This window comes from Micromonospora sp. NPDC049662 (assembly GCF_040675055.1).
Lineage (GTDB): Bacteria > Actinomycetota > Actinomycetes > Mycobacteriales > Micromonosporaceae > Micromonospora.
In genome coordinates, this window is the sequence record NZ_JBFAOC010000011.1 from 46,548 (window position 1) to 64,222 (window position 17,675).

Below are 17,675 nucleotides of genomic sequence, written 5' to 3' on the forward strand. Positions count from 1 at the left end.
CCTCTCAGACAGCGCGCTCATTCCGTGGCCTCCTCTCGGCCTGGTGCTCGGTGGCCGCGGCGATCCGTCCGCCGGGGACTGCGGCGATCTCGTACGGGGCCGGGTTCTCGGCGTAGAGCTTGAGTAGGCTCTGGCCGAGCATCGCGGCTCGATACTCGGCGCTGGACCGGTGGTCGTCCTGCGGTGTGCCCTCGCGGCGCAAAGACCGAGCGGCGGCAGCGACGGTGGCTGCGGACCAGGGGTTGCCCTCCAGCGCCGCCTCGGTCGCCCGGGCCCGGATCGGTGTGGCCGCCACCCCACCCAGGCCGATGCGTGCGCGGGTGACCGTTCCACCGACGACGTCGAGGGCGAAGCCGACGGCGACGCTGGTGACGTCGTCGAACCGCCGCTTCGCAATCTTGTGGAAGGCGACGAGGCCGGCGAGCGGGCGTGGGATCCGCACTGCCCGGATCAGCTCGTCGGAGCGACGAACGCTGCGCCGATACCCGGTGAAGTAGTCCGCCAGCGGCACCCTGCGTTCGCCGTCGACGCTGACCAGGATGACCTCGGCGGCAAGCGCGAGCAACACCGGCGCGGTGTCGCCCACCGGGGATCCGGTGCCCAGGTTGCCGCCAATGGTGGCTCTGTTGCGGATGAGCCTGGAGGCGAAGAGGGGGAACATGTGGGCGAGCAGCGGCACCCGGCCCGCGAGGCGGCGCTCGATCTCGCTGAGGGTCAGTCCGGCACCGACCTCGATGCTCTCCGGCGTGATCATCAGCTTCCGCAGCTCCGCGAGGCGGTCGATCGCGAGGACCGACTCGGCCCGGGCGCCCTGCAGGTTCACCTGCACACCCCAATCGGTGGAGCCGGCCACCACGGTGGCAGTGGGCTGCTCGCGAAGCCGTCGCAGGGCGTCGGGCAGCGAGGCCGGCCGGACGAACTCCCGGCCCCCGTGCCGCAGCCGAACGGGCCGGGGCGGCGCCGTGGGCGCCTGCTGGCGTTGCACAAGCTGGTCGTCGGGCACCGGTGGACCGAGTGCGAACGCGGCGTCGCGAATCGGCCGGTATCCGGTGCAGCGGCACAGGTTGCCGCTGAGGGCGTCCAGGTCGAAGCCGTTGGGCCCCTTGTCGTGTCCGGTCACGTCGCCGTCCGGGGACGCCCGTCTTCCGGCCCGGTAGTACTCGGCAGCCATGCTGCAGACGAAGCCGGGTGTGCAGTAGCCACACTGCGATCCACCGCGGACGGCCATCTCGTGCTGGACCGGGTGCAGGCGGTCGGGGCTGCCCAGCCCCTCGGCAGTGCGGATCTCCTGGGCATCCAGGGCGGCGACCGGCAACAGGCATGCGTTGACCGCCACCCATTCGGTGGGCGAATCAACGCCGGGTCGGGCGACGAGCACCGCGCAAGCGCCGCACTCACCCTCTCCGCAACCCTCCTTGCAGCCGGTGAGGCCTCGTCCACGCAGCCATTCCAGCGCCGTGGTGTGTGGCGTGACATCCCCGAGTGGAGTGATCCGGCCGTTGACCGTGATGTCGCCGCCGCTCCGCGTGGTGTCGTCAGGCAGCGGGGGCGTGTCGGTCGACACCGCTCGGCCCGCGGTCGGCTCCTGCCGACCGGGTAGGTCCGGTCGGAATGCATGGTGCGTCCCGGTCATCTTCTTCCCCTCATCAACAGCTTCCCGAGCGGCTGTCCCTCCGTACGTACGCGCCGCCCGCGAAGCCAGGTCTGCCGGACGATGCCGGCCAGCCGTCGACCCGAGTACGCCGTCAGCTGGTGACGGTGCAGTAGGCTCGCCGGATCGACCACGAAATCGGCGTCCGGGGCGAAAACACACAGATCCGCGTCGGCGCCGGCGGCGATGCGACCCTTGTACGGCAGCCCGACGCGCTCGGCTGGGCGCTGCGCCATCCAACGCGTCACGTCGGCCAGCGAGTGCCCGCGCGAGCGGGCCGCCGTCCATACCACCGGCAGTCCCAGCTGCAGGCCCGCGATGCCACCCCACGCTTTGCCGAAGTCGCCGTGTTCGAGCAGCTTGAGCTCGGGCGTACAGGGTGAGTGGTCCGAGACGACCATGTCGATATCTCCGGCGGCGAGCGCCTGCCACAACCGGTCCTGGTTGCCGCCGTCGCGGATCGGCGGGCAGCACTTGAACTGGGTCGCTCCATCCGGGATATCGGTATCGGACAACGTCAGGTAGTGCGGGCAGGTCTCCACCGAGACATCGACACCGGCAGCCCTGGCTGCGGTGAGCCCTGACAGCGCGTGGGCGCTGGACAGGTGCAGGACGTGGGCCCGGCCACCGGTCGCGCGCGCGGCGTTGATCACCTGGTCGATCGCGCGATCCTCGGCCTGGTGCGGGCGGGAACGCAGGAAGGCCGCGTACTCCGGCCCGGTGGGGCGTGGCGCCAGTGCGACCACCTCGGCGTCCTCGGCGTGCACGATCAGCATCGCACCGAGGCGAGCCGTCTCTGCCATCGTCGCGACGAACTCCGCAGCGTCCAGCGGTGGAAACTCCGGCACCCCGGAGTCGAGCAGGAAGCACTTGAAGCCGAAGACTCCGCCGTCGTGCAGGGCCGCCAGATCGGTGATGTTGCCCGGCACTGCCCCGCCCCAGAAGCCCACGTCGACGTAGGTCTGGCCGCGGGCGCAGCCCTGCTTGGTGGCCAGCGCGGTGGGCGTGGTCGTCGGTGGAATGCTGTTGAGCGGCATGTCCACGATGGTGGTCACTCCGCCGGCTGCGGCTGCCCGGGTCGCGCTGGCATAGCCTTCCCACTCGGTACGACCGGGCTCGTTGACGTGCACATGGGTGTCGACCAGGCCGGGCAGAAGCACCTCGTCATCAGCGAGAGTGATCGACTCCTGGGCTTCCAGCTTCGCGTCGAGTGGTGCCACGACGGCGATGCGCCCGTCACGCACACCGATCACACCCGCGGTCTCGGTGCCCTCGATGACCACGCGTCGACTGCGAAGGACGAGATCCAGCATCATGATCGCGCCTCGTCGGGCCGTCCGGCGATCAGCGGACAACAGATGGCGAGGCGGTGACGCCCGGAGTCGGCCATGTCGCTCGTCAGTTCACAGGAAGGACGGCACGGCGAGCCAGGCGTCGCCCGGCTCGGGCGCGTCGTCGCGGGTCACGGCGGCCTCGATGAGCCCGTACGGCCGGTCGGTGGCGGTGAACACCTCGCCGCTGTTCTCCAGGCCGAATCGGGCGAGGTCAACGGGGAAGTGATGCTTGTTGGGTGCGGAGAAGCGGATCTCGGCCACCTCTTCGTGAGCCTTGAGCACGTGCGCTCCCATCAGATAGAGGGTCTCCTGTAGCGCCCGGCTGTAGGTGGTGGCGAAGGTCTCCAGCAGCGACGCACTGATGGCGCCGTACGTCGAGTTCCAGTCGACCTCGGTACCCGCGTACCGCCACCTCGCGACGAGCGAGGTGGCGAGGATGCGGTCGTCGGTCTCCTGCAACGTCGTGTATTCGTCCCGGAGGAAACCCTTGAACTCCGAACCGGTCGACTTGAGCAGGACCAGGTCACGTAGGCCGGAAACCACGCGGACCAGCTGCTCGGCGTTCCGCCCGGAGAGCGTGACCACGGTCGTCCGGACGGCTCCGCCGCGGCGGAGGAACGCGTGGTCGTGGCCGGCCCCGTCGACGTCGATTCGGTCCCAGGCGTACTGCTCGACGCGGACCTGGGCGCCGGACGCCTTGGGGGACGCCTCGATCAGCCGTTGGCCGACCGCGATCGCGTAGTCCTCGGGAGACGTGACGCCGTGCTTCTTGGCGTACACGAAGGCGGTGTTCTTCTGGGTGTCGGTCGGTAGCACATCCCGCTGGTCTCCCTCGACGTGCGCCGCGGCGAAGTCACCGCGTAACGCCGTGGAGACGTTCAGATCCCAGATCTCGTGTCGCGGGTTGTCCCGGTAGATGCGCACGACGCGGTTCTCGGCCTTGCCGTACTGGTCGAAGCTGAGCACGGTACCCATGACGTCCCTCCTACGTGTCGGTCGGTCGTCCTGTCGATGTCCGCATCGTGGTGGCCGTCCAGCCGGTGGCCGTCCCCGATCAGCTCCCCACCCGGGGCGCGGATCGGGTGCGAGCCGCCGGATCCCGTCTCGTGCTGATGCCGACGGCAACGAGGCAGGGCCAACGCGTAGGAGTCGAGGCGATCCCCAAGTGGATCTCCACCGCGCCCGAGAGGGACGGGGCTCGTGGACGTCGGGTTTCCTTCATCGTGGGATCACCGTCCACCGCTGACCTGTCGCCGCCCTATCGGCGATCTCTTGTCGTCCTGCTCGCCGTCGATATCTTGGTGATAGACGCGGCGTCCCCAATGCAGTGTCATGAGCCTGCGAGTCATGTCGGCGGCGCCGACCGAGCCTGATCCCCGAGGCGCTGCGGCGCGTCCCCTGACCATCTGTGTCTTCTGCGGCGCCCGGCCGGGCCGGCGGGCGGCCGACACCGAGGCGGCCCGGCACCTGGGTCTGCTGATCGGCCGACGCGGTCACCGGTTGCTCTACGGCGGTGGTGGTTCGGGGCTCATGGGCGAGGTGGCGTGGTCCGCGCAGCGGCACGGTGCGCCCGTGACCGGGGTCATTCCCACGTTCCTGGTCGAGAAGGAGCGAGGCATCGCGGCACCACCGCAGCAGACGGTGGTCACCTCGACGCTGGGCGAGCGCAAGGTGGCGTTCCTCACCCAGGCCGACGCGTTCGTCGCCCTGCCCGGCGGGTTCGGGACTCTCGACGAGGTGCTGGAGGTGATAAGCCTCAACCAGCTGAAAGTGTTGACCAAGCCGATCGTGCTGGTCAACACCGACGGGTTCTGGGATCGGTTCCTCGGAATGGCGCAGGAGCTGACCGACTGGGGCTTCACCGATCCCGACCTCGGCTCGCTCTGCTCGGTGACCGGCACCACGGAGGACGCGCTGCGGTGCGTGGAGAGGCACGCGAACCACACCGCGGGACTGGCCGCCGTCGACGCGGAGCGGCTCTGAGCCGAGTTCATCGGTTGCCGAGTCCCATAGGCGGGTCGTGACCCACTCTTCGTACCTCGACGGTCCGCGCATGCTGCACGACAGCGACACCGCCGACCGAGGTGCGACCGACCGCTCGGGTGGCCGCCCGGCGGCACCTCGGCCGCCGCCAGGTCACCTGCCGCGAGGGCCGTGTCACGGGCAGCCGCCGGGTCGGCCCAGGGTGTCTGTTCAACGGACGTCCGCCGCCGGCGCCCACTGTCGATCAATGCGTACCGGAGCGTTCAGAGGTCGACCGGCCGCCCGTTCGGGGCGTCCGTCGAGCGGGCGGGGTGGGCTTGTCAATCGCCTGACCCGACCGCCACCGCGGTCAGGATCAACCGGTCGGTCGCCAGGAAGCGTCCGGAGAACCGGGACCGCGGTCCGTCGACGAGCAGTTGCGCGCTGAACCGGCCCGCAGTGGGGTCGATGGTCAGCCGGGCGTCCGGCAGTCCGAGCCACCGTCCGGTCAGCGGAAACCACGCCTTGTACACCGCTTCCTTCGCGCTGAACAGCAGCCGGTCCCAATGCGTCCGAGGATGGGCACTGCGCAGGTCGCGCAGCATGTCGGCCTCGCCGGGCGCGACGATGTAGTCCTGGGTTCCGGCCGGCAGTGTCTGGTGCGGCTCGGCGTCGATGCCAACCGACATCAGGTCGGCCGAGCGCGCGACGGCGGCCGCTCGGTAGCCGGTGCAGTGCGTGATGCTGCCGACCACCCCGGTCGGCCAGACCGGCGCCCGTTCGGCACCGATCCGGATCGGTGCCGGAGCCACACCGAGCCGCCGCAGGGCTTCGCGCGCGCAGCGGCGGGCGGTGACGAACTCCCGGCGCCGGAGGTCGACGACGTTCGCCACCAGGTCCTCCTCGCCAGGGAACACCGGCTCGCCGGGTATGTCGGAGAACGCCTCAGCGGTGCGTACGGCGGCCGGGAGCAGAGTCGCGAGCATCGACCAGAGTCTACGGCCTGAGCGCGGTGGACACCCCCTATCGTCCACGTATCCCGGACCGGCGCCTCCAACCGGTAACGGCGGGACAGCGGGCCGATAGGCGACCGGCCGAGAGTCGGCCCATGACCATCACTCCTGACGAGCGCGAGGATCTGCTGGCCGCGGCACGGCGCAGTGTCACGGAACGGCTGCTGCGCGGAGCCGCGCCGACCGCGAGCCCGGTGCAGACACCGGACGCCGCACGGTCGCCCGAGGAGCCCGTCCCGCTGTCGCCGGAGCAGCATTCTCTGTGGCTCGTCGGAGAGATGCTCGGCGCACACGAGGGGCTCTACAGCGTGCATGAGGTCGTGCGACTGCACGGGGCCGTAGAGGTCAGCAGATTGCGGACCGCGCTGGATCGTCTGGTGGCCCGGCACGAGGCGTTACGTACCGTCGTCGTCGAGACCGAGGACGGACCGATGCAAATCGTCCGCGCCCCGGGGCCGGCCGCCTTCACCGTGGTGGACCGGACCGAGCACGGAGGCGACCCGATGGCCTCGGTCCGGGCCGAGCTGGCGCGGCGCTTCGACCTCGAGGCGGGACCGCTGTTCCGCGCTGCTCTCGTCGAGGCGGACGGCGATCACCTCCTGGTGCTGCACCTGCACCACCTGATCGCCGACGAATGGTCCTGCCAGATCCTGGCCACCGACCTCAGCCGGCTCTATCGCGGCGTCGCGGACGTCGCGGCGCCGGGTCGCTACACCGACTACGCGCGCCGGGCCCTCGAAGGCGCTGCCGACGGCCGGCAGACCCACCTGGACCATTGGCGCCGGGCCCTCTCGGATGTCGACCCGTACCTGGAACTTCCCATCGACCGGCCGCACCCGCCCGAACCGACATACCGCGGCGACGGGGTCGTGATGACCGTGCCCCCGAACACGGCGAACCGGCTACGGCAGGTCGCTGCCGAGGCCGGCGTGACGCCCTTCGTCGCGGTGCTGGCGGGGCTCGCGGCCACCCTTGGTGGCTACAGCGGGCAAACGCGTTTCGCGGTGGGGACGCCCATGTCGCGCCGTGGCACGGCCGGCACCGACGAGACTGTCGGGCTCTTCGTCAACACCGTCGCCGTTCCGGTCGATCTGGCTGACGGGCCGGAGCTGCGTGACCTCATGATCCGCCTGCGCCGGACCGTGGCCGGGGCGCTGGACCATGCCGACGTCAGCATCGAGGAGGTGGTCCGCGCGCTGAACGTGCGACGCGCGCCGGATCGCAACCCGCTGTTCCAGGTGTTGTTCCAATACCTGGACGACCACGAGGACTGGTGGGACCTTCCGGGTATCACCACCGAGCCGGTCGACCTCGACGAGGCCACCGAGAAGTTCGAACTCACGCTGGTGGCGCGCGACGACGACGGCGCGATCCGCCTGGAGCTCCGGTACGCCACGGATCTGTTCGAGGCCGATACCGCACGGCGGCTGCTGCGCAGTCTGGTTGCCGTCCTGGAGCAGATGGCCGCCGATCCCGCACGCCGGACCGGCGACCTTGATCTGCTGGGGGCCGACGACCTGCACCGGCAGCTCCGGTCCTGGAACGACACCGAGGTGCCGCTGCGCGAGACGACCCTGGCGTCCCTGTTCGCCGAGCAGGCGGCCCGGACCCCGGATGCCTGCGCCGTCGTCGACGACCAGGAGACGCTCACGTACGCGGAACTGGCGCACCGAGTGAGCCGGGTAGCCGCGGGGCTGCGGCGAGCCGGGGTAGGACCCGATGTGCCGGTCGGGGTCTGCCTGCAGCGCTCGTTCAGGCTGGTGACCGCGCTGCTTGCTGTCGAGTGGGCAGGTGGCGCGTACGTGCCGCTCGATCCCGATCATCCCGACGGCCGACACGCGATGATCGTCGCCGACACCGGGATGTCCGTCGTCCTGGTCGACCAGGAGACCGCCGGTCGTTGGACCGGCGACGAGGTCGTCGTGCTGGACGTGGACCGGCAGGCGGCGATCACCGACGACGGCACTTCCGGCCTGACGGCAGTGTCACCGGACGACCTCGCATACATCATCTTCACCTCCGGCTCGACCGGGCGGCCCAAGGGCGTCTGTGTACCGCACCGGGGTGTGGTCAACCGGCTGCAGTGGATGCAGAAGGCCTACCCGATCGGCACCGGCGACACTGTCGTCCAGAAGACGCCGTTCAGCTTTGACGTGTCGGTGTGGGAGTTCTTCTGGCCGCTGACCGTCGGCGCGCGTCTGGTGGTCGCCGAGCCTGGTGGACATCAGGACCCGGCGTACCTGGCGGACCTCATCCGCCGCAGCGCCGCGACCGTCGTGCACTTCGTGCCCTCGATGCTCGCGGAGTTCCTCGCCGATCCCACGGTCGACGACCTTCCCAGCCTGCGCCACGTCATCTGCAGCGGCGAAGCCCTTCCGGCCGGGCTGGCGGATCAGGCTCGCTCCCGGCTCACGGCCGAGTTGCACAACCTGTACGGCCCGACCGAGGCGTCGATCGACGTGTCCGCGTACACCTGTGTGTCTGCGCCGGGCGAGGCGACCGTCCCGATCGGCAGGCCGATCGACAACACGCGGCTGTACGTCCTGAACGACGCCCTGCGCCCGATGCCCGTCGGGGTGCCCGGCGAGCTGTTCATCGGTGGTGTCGGCCTCGCCCGCGGATACGTCGGCCGGCCCGTACTGACCGCTGGCTCCTTCGTGCCCGACCCGTTCCACGGCGGCCGGATGTACCGGACGGGCGACGTCGCGCGGTGGCGTACCGACGGATCCCTCGAATTCCTCGGACGGATCGACGATCAGGTCAAGGTACACGGCCACCGCATCGAGCTCGATGAGATCGTTTCGACCCTGCTGGCCCGCCCCGACATCGCGCAGGCCGCAGTGGTGCCACAGCAGACCTCGGCCGGCGCTCTGCGGCTGGTCGCCTATGTGGTGCCGACGCCCGGGCACGTGCTGTCGGCGAGCGATCTGACGGCCCATCTGCGCGGCACGCTGCCGGAGTACATGGTCCCGGCCACGTACGTGCCCCTGGACGCGCTGCCGCTGACCTCGAGCGGCAAGGTGAACCGGAAGGCGCTGCCGGACGTGTCACCGGCAGCCGCATCGCGAGCGGAGCCGACCAGGCCACGCGACGAGACCGAGCGGGTGCTGGCCGCGATCTGGGCCGAGCTGCTCGATCTCGACTTCTGTGGCGTGCGGGACAACTTCTTCGACATCGGTGGCGACTCGATCCTGGCGGTGCGGATCGCCAACCGGGCTCGCGCCGCCGGCCTGCCGGTGACCCCGCGTCTGCTGCTACGGCACCAGACGGTGGCCGAGGTGGTGGCGGCGCTCCGCGCCACGGACGGCCCGGCCGCTGACGGCCACGGCGCCGCCCCGGCCCGCGCTGCCGAACCGCTACCGGACGGCGTGGAGTCCGTGCACCGGCTCTCCGCCCTCCAAGAAGGGATGCTGTTCGAGACGATCGCCTTCCCGGCGGAGAACCGGTACGCGCAGTACCACGCCTTCGATGTGGACCAGCCGCTCGACGAGGAGGCGCTGGCCTCGGCGCTGCGCGAGGTCTGCGCCCGGCACCCCGCGCTGCGCAGCCGGTTCGCCTGGCGCGGGCGGCCACATCCGGTCCAGGAGGTGCACTGTCGCGCAGAGCCGGAACTGGTCGTCCTCGACTGGCGCGCCGACGCGTCTCCGCGGCGGTACGAGGACTTCCTCGCCGAGGACCGGGCCGAACCGATCGAGCTGACCGGTCCGATCAACCGATTCACCGCGCTGCGCACCGGTGACTCGTCCTACCGGCTGGTGTGGCGGACCCACCACATCCTGCTCGACGGATGGAGCACCGAGATAGTGGTCCGGGAACTGTTCCAGATCGTCGGAGGCCTCCGCAACGGCACGTCCGTCGACCTCCCCGACCCGGTGCCGGCGGCAGCACATCGGGCGTGGCTCGCCGGACGCGACCGCGACGCGGACGCCGTGCACTGGCAGAAGGTGCTCGGCGGATTCACCACGCCGACCGCGCTACCGGTCAACCGGTTGCCGACGGAGGAAGGCGGCCGGGCGGGTACGGCGCTCGAACTGCTGAACCTGGACCGGGGCCAGCTGGATCGGTTGACCGAGGTGTCGCGCCGCTGGCGGGTGTCGCTGGGCTCGCTGGTGACCGCGGCCTGGGGACTGCTGCTGCGTCGGTTCGGTGGCGGGGACGACGTGGTCGTCGGGGTCACCGTCAACGGGCGGTCCGGGGACTTCCCTCGGATCGAACAGGTCGTCGGCCTGCTGATGAACACCCTCCCGGTCCGGATGCGGATCGAAGAGGGGATCACCGCCGGCGCGGTGGCCCGCGCAGTCCAGGATCAGATGGCCGAGTTGCACGAGCACGTCCACTGCTCGCTGGTCGACGCCAAGCGGCAGAGCGCGGTGCGGGCGGACGAGCGCCTGTTCGACAGCATCGTGGTGTTCCAGCACGAGGAGCGCGAACCGGCGCTGCCGCCGGAAGTGTCCCCGGTGCCCGGTAGCACCGCGCTGGACAGTGGCTACCCGCTGGTGCTGGACGTGACGGCGGGGGACGGGCTGTGCCTGCAACTGGCGTACCAACGCACCTGCGGCGAGGCGGAGACCATCCGGCGGCTGCTCGCGCACCTGGCGATCATCCTCGCCGCGATCGCCGATGACCGGTCCGGCTCGATCGACACGCTCGACGCGTTGCCCGACGTCGAGCGCGAACGTGTGCTCCGGACATGGAACGACACCGACGCGTGGTACCCGTCGGAGACGTGCCTGCACGAGTTGTTCGAGCAGGCGGCTCGCGAGAATCCCGCCGCTACGGCGATCGTCGATGTCGACGGATCCTCGGTCTCCTACGCCGACCTGGACGAGTCCGCGAACAGGCTGGCGCACCACCTGCGTGCCCGAGGCGTCGGCCCCGAGCAGATCGTCGGCGTGCTCCTGGACCATTCCGTCGAGATGTTCGTGGCCCTGCTCGGCGTGCTCAAGGCCGGCGGCGCCTATCTCCCCCTAGACCCCGGCCATCCAAGTGACCGGCTGAAGTACTACCTGCGGGACAGCGGTGCCCGGCTCGTGGTGACCCGGGCCGACCTCGCGGCGCTGGCCACCGACGGCGAGAACCTGCCCGCGGTGCTGCTCGACGCCGAGGCCGCGCAGATCGCAGAGCGACCGGCCACGTCGCCCCAGACGGGTGTCACGGCGCGCAACCTGGTCTACATCATGTACACCTCCGGCTCGACCGGACGGCCGAAGGGCGTGCTGATCGACCATCGAGGTCTGATCAACTATCTGTGGTGGGCGCGTTCCGGCTATGGGATCGACGGCGCGGACGGCGCTCCGATGGTCGGCTCCATCGCGTTCGACCTCTCCGTTCCCAATTTCTTCCTGCCGCTGACGGCCGGGCTGAGCGTGACACTGTTGCCGCCCGACGAGGGCCTCGGAAATCTCGCCGACCTGCTCACCGAGCCGGCCGACTTCAGTCTGCTCAAGATCACGCCGGGGCATCTCGACGTGCTGCGTCGGATGGTGCAGCCCGACAGCGTCCATTCGGTGCGCACCTTCGTGGTGGGCGCCGACGAGGTGCGTACGGAAACCGCCCTGGGCTGGCGTAAGGCGGCTCCACGGGCACGGATCATCAACGAGTACGGCCCGACCGAGACGGTGGTCGGCTGCTCGACCTATGTCCTGCCGGACGAAGTCGATCCGGAGCTGCCGCTCCCGATCGGCCGGCCCATCGCCAACATCCGGATGTACGTGCTCGACCGTCACCTCTCCCCGGTACCGATCGGTGTGACGGGGGAGTTGTTCATCGGCGGTGACGGTGTCGCCCGTGGTTACCATCGCAGGCCGTCGGTCACGGCGGAGCGGTTCCTGCCGGATCCGTACGCGTCGGAGCCGGGCGCCCGGTTCTACCGGACCGGGGATCTGGCCCGGTGGCGCGCCGACGGGAACCTCGACTTCCTGGGCCGTTGCGACGATCAGGTGAAGATCCGCGGATACCGGGTCGAACTGGGGGAGATCGAGGCCCGGCTGCTGGCTCATCCCGACATCGTCGAGGGTGCGGTCGCCGCCTTCGCCCACGAGTCAGGCGATCGTCGGCTGGTCGCGTACCTGGTGCCCCGCCCCGATGGGCAGCTGCCGAGCGCCGTTGACCTGCAGGAATGGCTGGCCCGCGACCTGCCCACCTACATGCGTCCCGCACAGTTCGTCTGTCTGCCGGAGCTGCCGCTCACGGCGGCCGGCAAGGTCGACCGCAGCCGGCTGCCGGCACCGGGCCCGGTCACCCGGGATGAGGAAGCCGGGTACGTCGCTGCCCGCACCGAGACCGAGCGACGCCTGGTCAGTGTCTGGGAACAGGCGCTCGGTGTGACCGGGGTCGGCGTGCACGACGACTTCTTCGGGCTCGGTGGCGACTCCATCGTCTCGGTGCGGTTGGTCGCTCTGGCACAGGAGTACGGTCTCGCCGTCAACCCGCGTGACGTGTTCCGCCATCCGACCGTCGCCGGTCTCGCGGCCGTGGTGACCCTCGCGGAGCCGGCAGCGGCGGAGCCCGCTCCGGAGCGATCGGCTGCGGAGCCACCGGTGGCCGGGCCCGACCCGCTCACCGGGCTGGACGACGAGGCTGCCGCCGTCCTGCGTACCCAGCTGAGGGAGTTGGACACGGCCGAGGTGTACCGGCTCACCCACCTGCAGACCGGCATGCTGCTGCACCGGCTCGCCGACCCGCAGCGGGACGAGTACTTCCGCCAGTTCATCTGGGACCTCGACGGCGATCTCGACGTGGGAACGTTCGTGACGGCGTGGCAGCGGGTCATCGACCGGCATGCGGCCCTGCGGACCCGGTTCATCTGGCAGGACCTGCCGCACCCGGTGCAGGTCGTCGTCCGCGCCCAGCCGATCGTGGTCGAACGCTGGGACTGCCGTTCCACTCCTGACGGCGAGCGCGTGGGCTGGCTGGAGCGGCTGGCCGCGGACGAACGGGAGCGCGGGATCGACCTCACCGCCGGACCGCCGATGCGGCTGGTTCTGATCCGAACCGGTTCGACGCGCCACCGCCTGCTGTGGAACGTCCACCACCTGGTGCTGGACGGCTGGAGCCGGTCGATCGTGAGCCGTGAGGTGCTGGAGACATACGCCGCTATGCGTACCGGCGGTGCCCTGCCGGCCGATCCGCCGGCACCGTTCCGTGACTACCTGTCCTGGCTCGACCGCCACCCGGCGAACCGGGACATGGGTTACTGGCGGCGAACGTTGGCCGGCCTGCGCGGTCCCACGCCGCTACCCGCCGTCGCAGCGGGTCGACGCCCGGGAACCGGCATCGGCGTCGAGGAGAGCACTCTCGCCGATTCGCTGTTCCAGGCTCTGCGCGACACCGCAGCTCGTTACCGGATCAGCCTGCCGAATCTGTTGCAGGGGGCGTGGGCGTTGCTCCTGAGCCGGCATTGCGGCACCGATGACGTCGTCTTCGGCACCACGCTGGCCGGCCGGTCCGCCGACGTGCCCGGCATCGACCGCATGGTCGGGATGCTGATGAACACCCTGCCCACCCGGATCGGCGTGTCCCCGGACATGTCGATCGGCGACTGGCTCACCGAGGTGCACCGAGGCCGCCTGACCCAACAGGAGCATGCCGGCGCATCCCTGGTGGAGATTGCCCGATGCGTCGATGTGCCCCGCGGAGAACGGCTGTTCACCAACCTGTTCGTCCTGGAGCGCGCCGCCGACGAGGAGGAGGGCGAGTGGGCCGGCCTGCGGGTCGACCAGAGCGACGGCGCTCCGGGCGAGACCGCGTTCCCGTTGGTGCTCACCGTGAGCGTCGCCGGTCACCTCGAGCTCGGACTGAAGTTCGAGCACGCAGTCTATGACCGGGACGCGGTCGCGGAACTCCTCGGGCACTACCGAATGCTGCTCGAGGCCGTCACCGTTGCGCCCGCCGACGACCCGGTCGCCGCGTGGCGCGAAGTCGTACCCGCGCCGGTCGTTCCGGAACCGGCTCCGGCCGCGTCGTCGGGCGCCGCCGGGCCGGCCGGGACGGGGCTCGCCGCCGCCGTCACGGAGGCCGAGCGGGTGCTCGCGGAGATCTGGAAGGGCGTGCTGCGCCTCGACCGGGTGGGGCCAGAGGACGACTATTTCGCCCTCGGTGGCGATTCGGTCCTCGCCTTCCAGGTTGTCACCCTGGGGCGGCGTGCCGGCCTGTCGATCACTGTGCAGGACGTGCTGCGCGACACCAGGCTGCGAGACCTGGCCGCCACCGTGGCGCCGGGCGCGGCGGTGGAGGTGGCGGCCCCGCGTGCCGAGCACCCGGACCCCTGGTCGGCGGTACCGCTCACTCCGGCGCAGCATCGTCTGCTCGACCAACGTGTGCCGCACGACCACTACAACCAGTCGGTGCAGGTGGACTGGCACGGCGCCGCCGATCCGGGCCGCCTGGGACGGGCTCTGCGGGCGCTGACCGCCCAGCACGACGCGCTGCGGTTGCGTCTCGACCGCGCCGCGCCCGACCGGCGCCAGCGGGTCGCGCCGGTGTCGGACACCAATCCGCTACGGGTGGTCGATCTCGGCACCCGGACAGCCGATGAGCGACGGGACGAGATCCGGGCCATCGCCGATCGGCTGCACACCGGTCTCGACCTGGCCGACGGCCCCCTGCTCAGGGCGGCACTGATCCGGGCCGACGGATTCGACGACCGCGTCGTGGTGGTGGTCCACCACTGGGCCGTGGACACGTATTCCTGGCGCATCCTGCTCGACGACCTCGCCACCGTGTACCGAACCGACGATCCCGCCGCGCTCACGCCGGTCCCGACCTCGTTCGGGCAGTGGGCCACGCGGCTCGCCGCGTACGCGAGCAGCGGGAAACTGGACGAGGAACGCGAGTTGTGGCAGGCGGTGGCTCGCGAGCCGGTGGCGCCACCGCCCGCAGTTGATGTAGGCGGCATCAATCGTGAGTCGGCGACCCGCACGGTCGAGGCGGTGCTCGATGAAGCGGACACGAGCCGGCTGACCCGCAGGGCGGCGCACGGGGTGCCGATGCAGACGCTGGTGCTGGCCGCTCTCGGGGACGTGCTGGTGGAATGGGCCGGCGGCGGCCTCCCGGTCTCGGTCGACATCGAGGGCCACGGCCGCGAGCCGCTGTTCGATGATGTGGATCTCTCCCGCACCGTCGGCTGGTTCACCGCCAGGTACCCGGTGGTCGTCCGGCCGGTCGGCCGGGGTGGCGTCGACACGGCGGTGGACGCCCTGGCCGACACCCTGGCGGCGATTCCGCACCATGGGATCGGACATGGACTGTTGCGTCACCTGGCGGGCCAGGCCGATCTGGCATCCAGGTCGTGGGTCAGCCTGACCCACTTCGGTCATCTGCTCGACCAGGGCGACGGTGCGGGCCTGTTCCACGGCGTGGACGACGACTCGACGGCCCGGGCCCCCGCCGGTGAGCGCCGCTGCCTCCTGGACGTCAGGTCGTGGGTGCGAGACGGCCGGCTGCACGTCGACTGGACCTTCCCGGCCGGAAACGTCGAGGAGCGGGTGGGCCGCCGGCGTCTTCAGGAGCACCTGCAGCGACTTCGAAAGCTGGCGGCACCGGCCGACCGGCCGGTTCCGGCGTCCTGGCAGCGCCTCGAGCCGGGCTCGGCACTGATGGCCGCCGCGCGTCGGCGGTGTCAGGCGCCGGCGGTGAGTGTCGCGGTGATCGCCGACGGGCAGGTCGCCCGGGCCTGGGGTGAGGGAACGACCGACGCCCGTGGGGGTGCGGCGGTCGATGCCGAAACGATCTTCCAGGCCTGTTCGGTGAGCAAACACGTCACCACGGTGGGCGTGCTGCGGCTGGCCATGGACGGCGTGCTGGACCTGGACGCGGACGTGCGTACCCACCTGACAGGCGGGTTGCGCGGCGCGTCGGGACCGGTCACCCTGCGGGGCCTGCTGGGCCACGTGGCAGGGCTGGTGCAGTACGGCCACCCGGGCCATGAGCAGGCGGACCCGCTGCCCACCCTCGCCGACATGATCCTGGGTCGGCCGCCGGCCGCGACACCGCCGATCGAGATGACGGGCGCGGCAGGGACGTTCGGCTATTCCGGAGCGAACTTCACCGTGGTGCAGAGCGTCCTCCAGGCGGTCACCGGCGAGCCGTTCGCCGAGACGATGCGACGGTTGGTGCTCGATCCGCTCGGCATGCGTGACAGCAGCTTCGACCAGGCGTTCCCGCACCTGCGGCCGGGCCGTGTGGCGCACGGCCACCGGGACGACGGCACGCACCTGCCCGGCGGCTGGCGAGTCTTCCCCCAGCAGGCCGCGAGTGGCCTGTGGACGACCGCCGCCGATCTGGCCAAGGTAGCGGTGGAGATCCGGGCAGCTGCCACCGGCGAACCGTCGCGGGTGCTCGACCGGGCGTCCGCGCAAGCCATGATCACGCCGGAGGTGCCGGGCGGTCGGTACGGCCTGGGCTGCGTCAGCAAGGTCGTCGACGGTCACCGGTGGTTCGGTCATCCCGGCGATCGGCACAGCTTCCAGTGCATGACCGCGACGGATCTCGACGACGGAGCGGGTCTGGTCGTCCTCTCGAACATCGGGGGGAGGCCATTCCTGGCCGATCTGTTCGCGGAACTGGAATTCCCCATGCCGCCGACGCTGTGACCAACGATCCGGTAACGCGCCGACCAAGGGAGAAAAATGATCATCGCATCGGGATCGGCCCGCGCCGCGTTCGATGGCCGGCCGGTGCAGGTCGGCCGTGGCTGGGCCTATGGCACCTTCGGTGAGCTGCTTCAGGGCGTGTTGCCGGAACCGGGTACGGATTTCCTGGTAACGCTGCCGATCAGGCGGGGATGTTCGGCGTACTTCGAGTTACACCCAGGCGCATCGAGGGTCGAAGTCGCACCACGGAGCAAGACGAAATCACGGGCAGTGGCCGAGGCCATGCTGCGCCGGTACGGCGTGTGGGGCGGTGGTCGGCTCACCCTCGACGGCGATCTCACCGAGGGCAAGGGCCAGGCGAGTTCCTCGGCCGATCTGGTGGCCACCGTGCGGGCGGTGAGCGAGGCGATCGGGGTGACGCTCACCCCGGCCGACATCGAGTCACTGCTGCGCCCGATCGAGCCCACCGACGGGGTGATGTATCCCGGTGTGGTGGCCTTCCTGCACCGGCAGGTCCGGCTGCAAGCGATGCTGGGTCATTTGCCGGCAACGACGATCGTGGGCGTGGACGAGGGTGGCCAGGTCGACACGGTCGACTTCAACCGCATTCCCAAACCGTTCGGCCGCGCCGAGCGGCGGGAGTACCGCAGCCTGCTCGATGAGATCACGGTGGCGATCGGCAAGGGGGATCTCGCGACGGTCGGCGCCGTGGCCACCCGGAGCGCGCTGCTCAACCAGCGGCTGCGTCCCAAGTCGATGCTCGGCGACCTGGTGGCCCTCTCGGCCGCGACGGGCGCCCTCGGGGTGGTCGCCGCGCACAGCGGAACGATCCTCGGCCTGTTGCTCGCCGACGACGACCCCGACTACCCGGACAAGCTCGCCCGGGTACGGTACGGCTGCCGCGCCCTGGCCGGCCGGGCCTGGGTCGACCGATCCATGCCGACGATGCCGCAGTCGACCGATCTTCCCACCGGGTCCCGCTCTGGGCCGGGAGCCCGTTGACGGTTCGCCGGTCGGTCCGCCGCCCGATGTCGTCCGGTCAGGTCGGTGATCGCTATGGGTCTACTCAGCCTCCCCGGTTTCTGGAAAGCGAATCTTCGGGTCGGCATACCGGCCGCTCAAA

7 protein-coding genes are annotated in these 17,675 nt (G+C 70.6%); 3 read left to right on the top strand and 4 right to left on the bottom strand.

The genetic code is table 11. From position 1 onward, the window contains the following. Window positions 1-4 precede the first annotated feature (4 nt). The 3 genes from AB0J36_RS11445 to pucL form a co-directional block, all read right to left on the bottom strand. Window positions 5-1,633, bottom strand: coding sequence for an FAD binding domain-containing protein (locus tag AB0J36_RS11445; protein ID WP_357128424.1), 1,629 nt, complete (start codon window positions 1,631-1,633; stop codon window positions 5-7). After that, window positions 1,630-2,967, bottom strand: a complete 1,338-nt coding sequence (allB, locus tag AB0J36_RS11450) for an allantoinase AllB (protein ID WP_357128426.1) — start codon at window positions 2,965-2,967, stop codon at window positions 1,630-1,632. Before allB ends, AB0J36_RS11445 begins: the two co-directional genes overlap by 4 nt. 87 nt (window positions 2,968-3,054) lie before the next feature. Beyond that, window positions 3,055-3,960: a factor-independent urate hydroxylase gene (gene pucL / locus AB0J36_RS11455; protein WP_091606513.1), complete on the bottom strand. Its 906-nt coding sequence runs from the start codon at window positions 3,958-3,960 to the stop codon at window positions 3,055-3,057. A gap of 357 nt (window positions 3,961-4,317) precedes the next feature. Between pucL and AB0J36_RS11460 the strand changes: the two genes are divergently transcribed. After that, window positions 4,318-4,968, top strand: coding sequence for a TIGR00730 family Rossman fold protein (locus tag AB0J36_RS11460; RefSeq protein ID WP_091606509.1), 651 nt, complete (start codon window positions 4,318-4,320; stop codon window positions 4,966-4,968). A gap of 320 nt (window positions 4,969-5,288) precedes the next feature. Here the strand turns inward: AB0J36_RS11460 and AB0J36_RS11465 are convergent, their stop codons facing one another. Further along, window positions 5,289-5,933, bottom strand: coding sequence for a 4'-phosphopantetheinyl transferase superfamily protein (locus tag AB0J36_RS11465; protein ID WP_357128433.1), 645 nt, complete (start codon window positions 5,931-5,933; stop codon window positions 5,289-5,291). A gap of 122 nt (window positions 5,934-6,055) precedes the next feature. Here AB0J36_RS11465 and AB0J36_RS11470 point away from each other — a divergent pair, with 122 nt between their 5' ends. Both AB0J36_RS11470 and AB0J36_RS11475 read left to right on the top strand, forming a co-directional pair. Continuing rightward, window positions 6,056-16,552: an amino acid adenylation domain-containing protein gene (locus AB0J36_RS11470; protein ID WP_363660454.1), complete on the top strand. Its 10,497-nt coding sequence runs from the start codon at window positions 6,056-6,058 to the stop codon at window positions 16,550-16,552. 270 nt (window positions 16,553-16,822) lie between these two features. Continuing rightward, window positions 16,823-17,554, top strand: coding sequence for a kinase (locus AB0J36_RS11475; protein ID WP_357128439.1), 732 nt, complete (start codon window positions 16,823-16,825; stop codon window positions 17,552-17,554). Window positions 17,555-17,675: the final 121 nt, after the last annotated feature.

Coding starts and splice junctions, on each gene's coding strand:
- allB (WP_357128426.1), bottom strand. CDS start 2,967: ATGATGCTGGATCTCGTCCTTCGCAGTCGACGCGTGGTCATCGAGGGC.
- AB0J36_RS11470 (WP_363660454.1), top strand. CDS start 6,056: ATGACCATCACTCCTGACGAGCGCGAGGATCTGCTGGCCGCGGCACGG.
- AB0J36_RS11460 (WP_091606509.1), top strand. CDS start 4,318: ATGAGCCTGCGAGTCATGTCGGCGGCGCCGACCGAGCCTGATCCCCGA.
- AB0J36_RS11465 (WP_357128433.1), bottom strand. CDS start 5,933: ATGCTCGCGACTCTGCTCCCGGCCGCCGTACGCACCGCTGAGGCGTTC.
- pucL (WP_091606513.1), bottom strand. CDS start 3,960: ATGGGTACCGTGCTCAGCTTCGACCAGTACGGCAAGGCCGAGAACCGC.
- AB0J36_RS11445 (WP_357128424.1), bottom strand. CDS start 1,633: ATGACCGGGACGCACCATGCATTCCGACCGGACCTACCCGGTCGGCAG.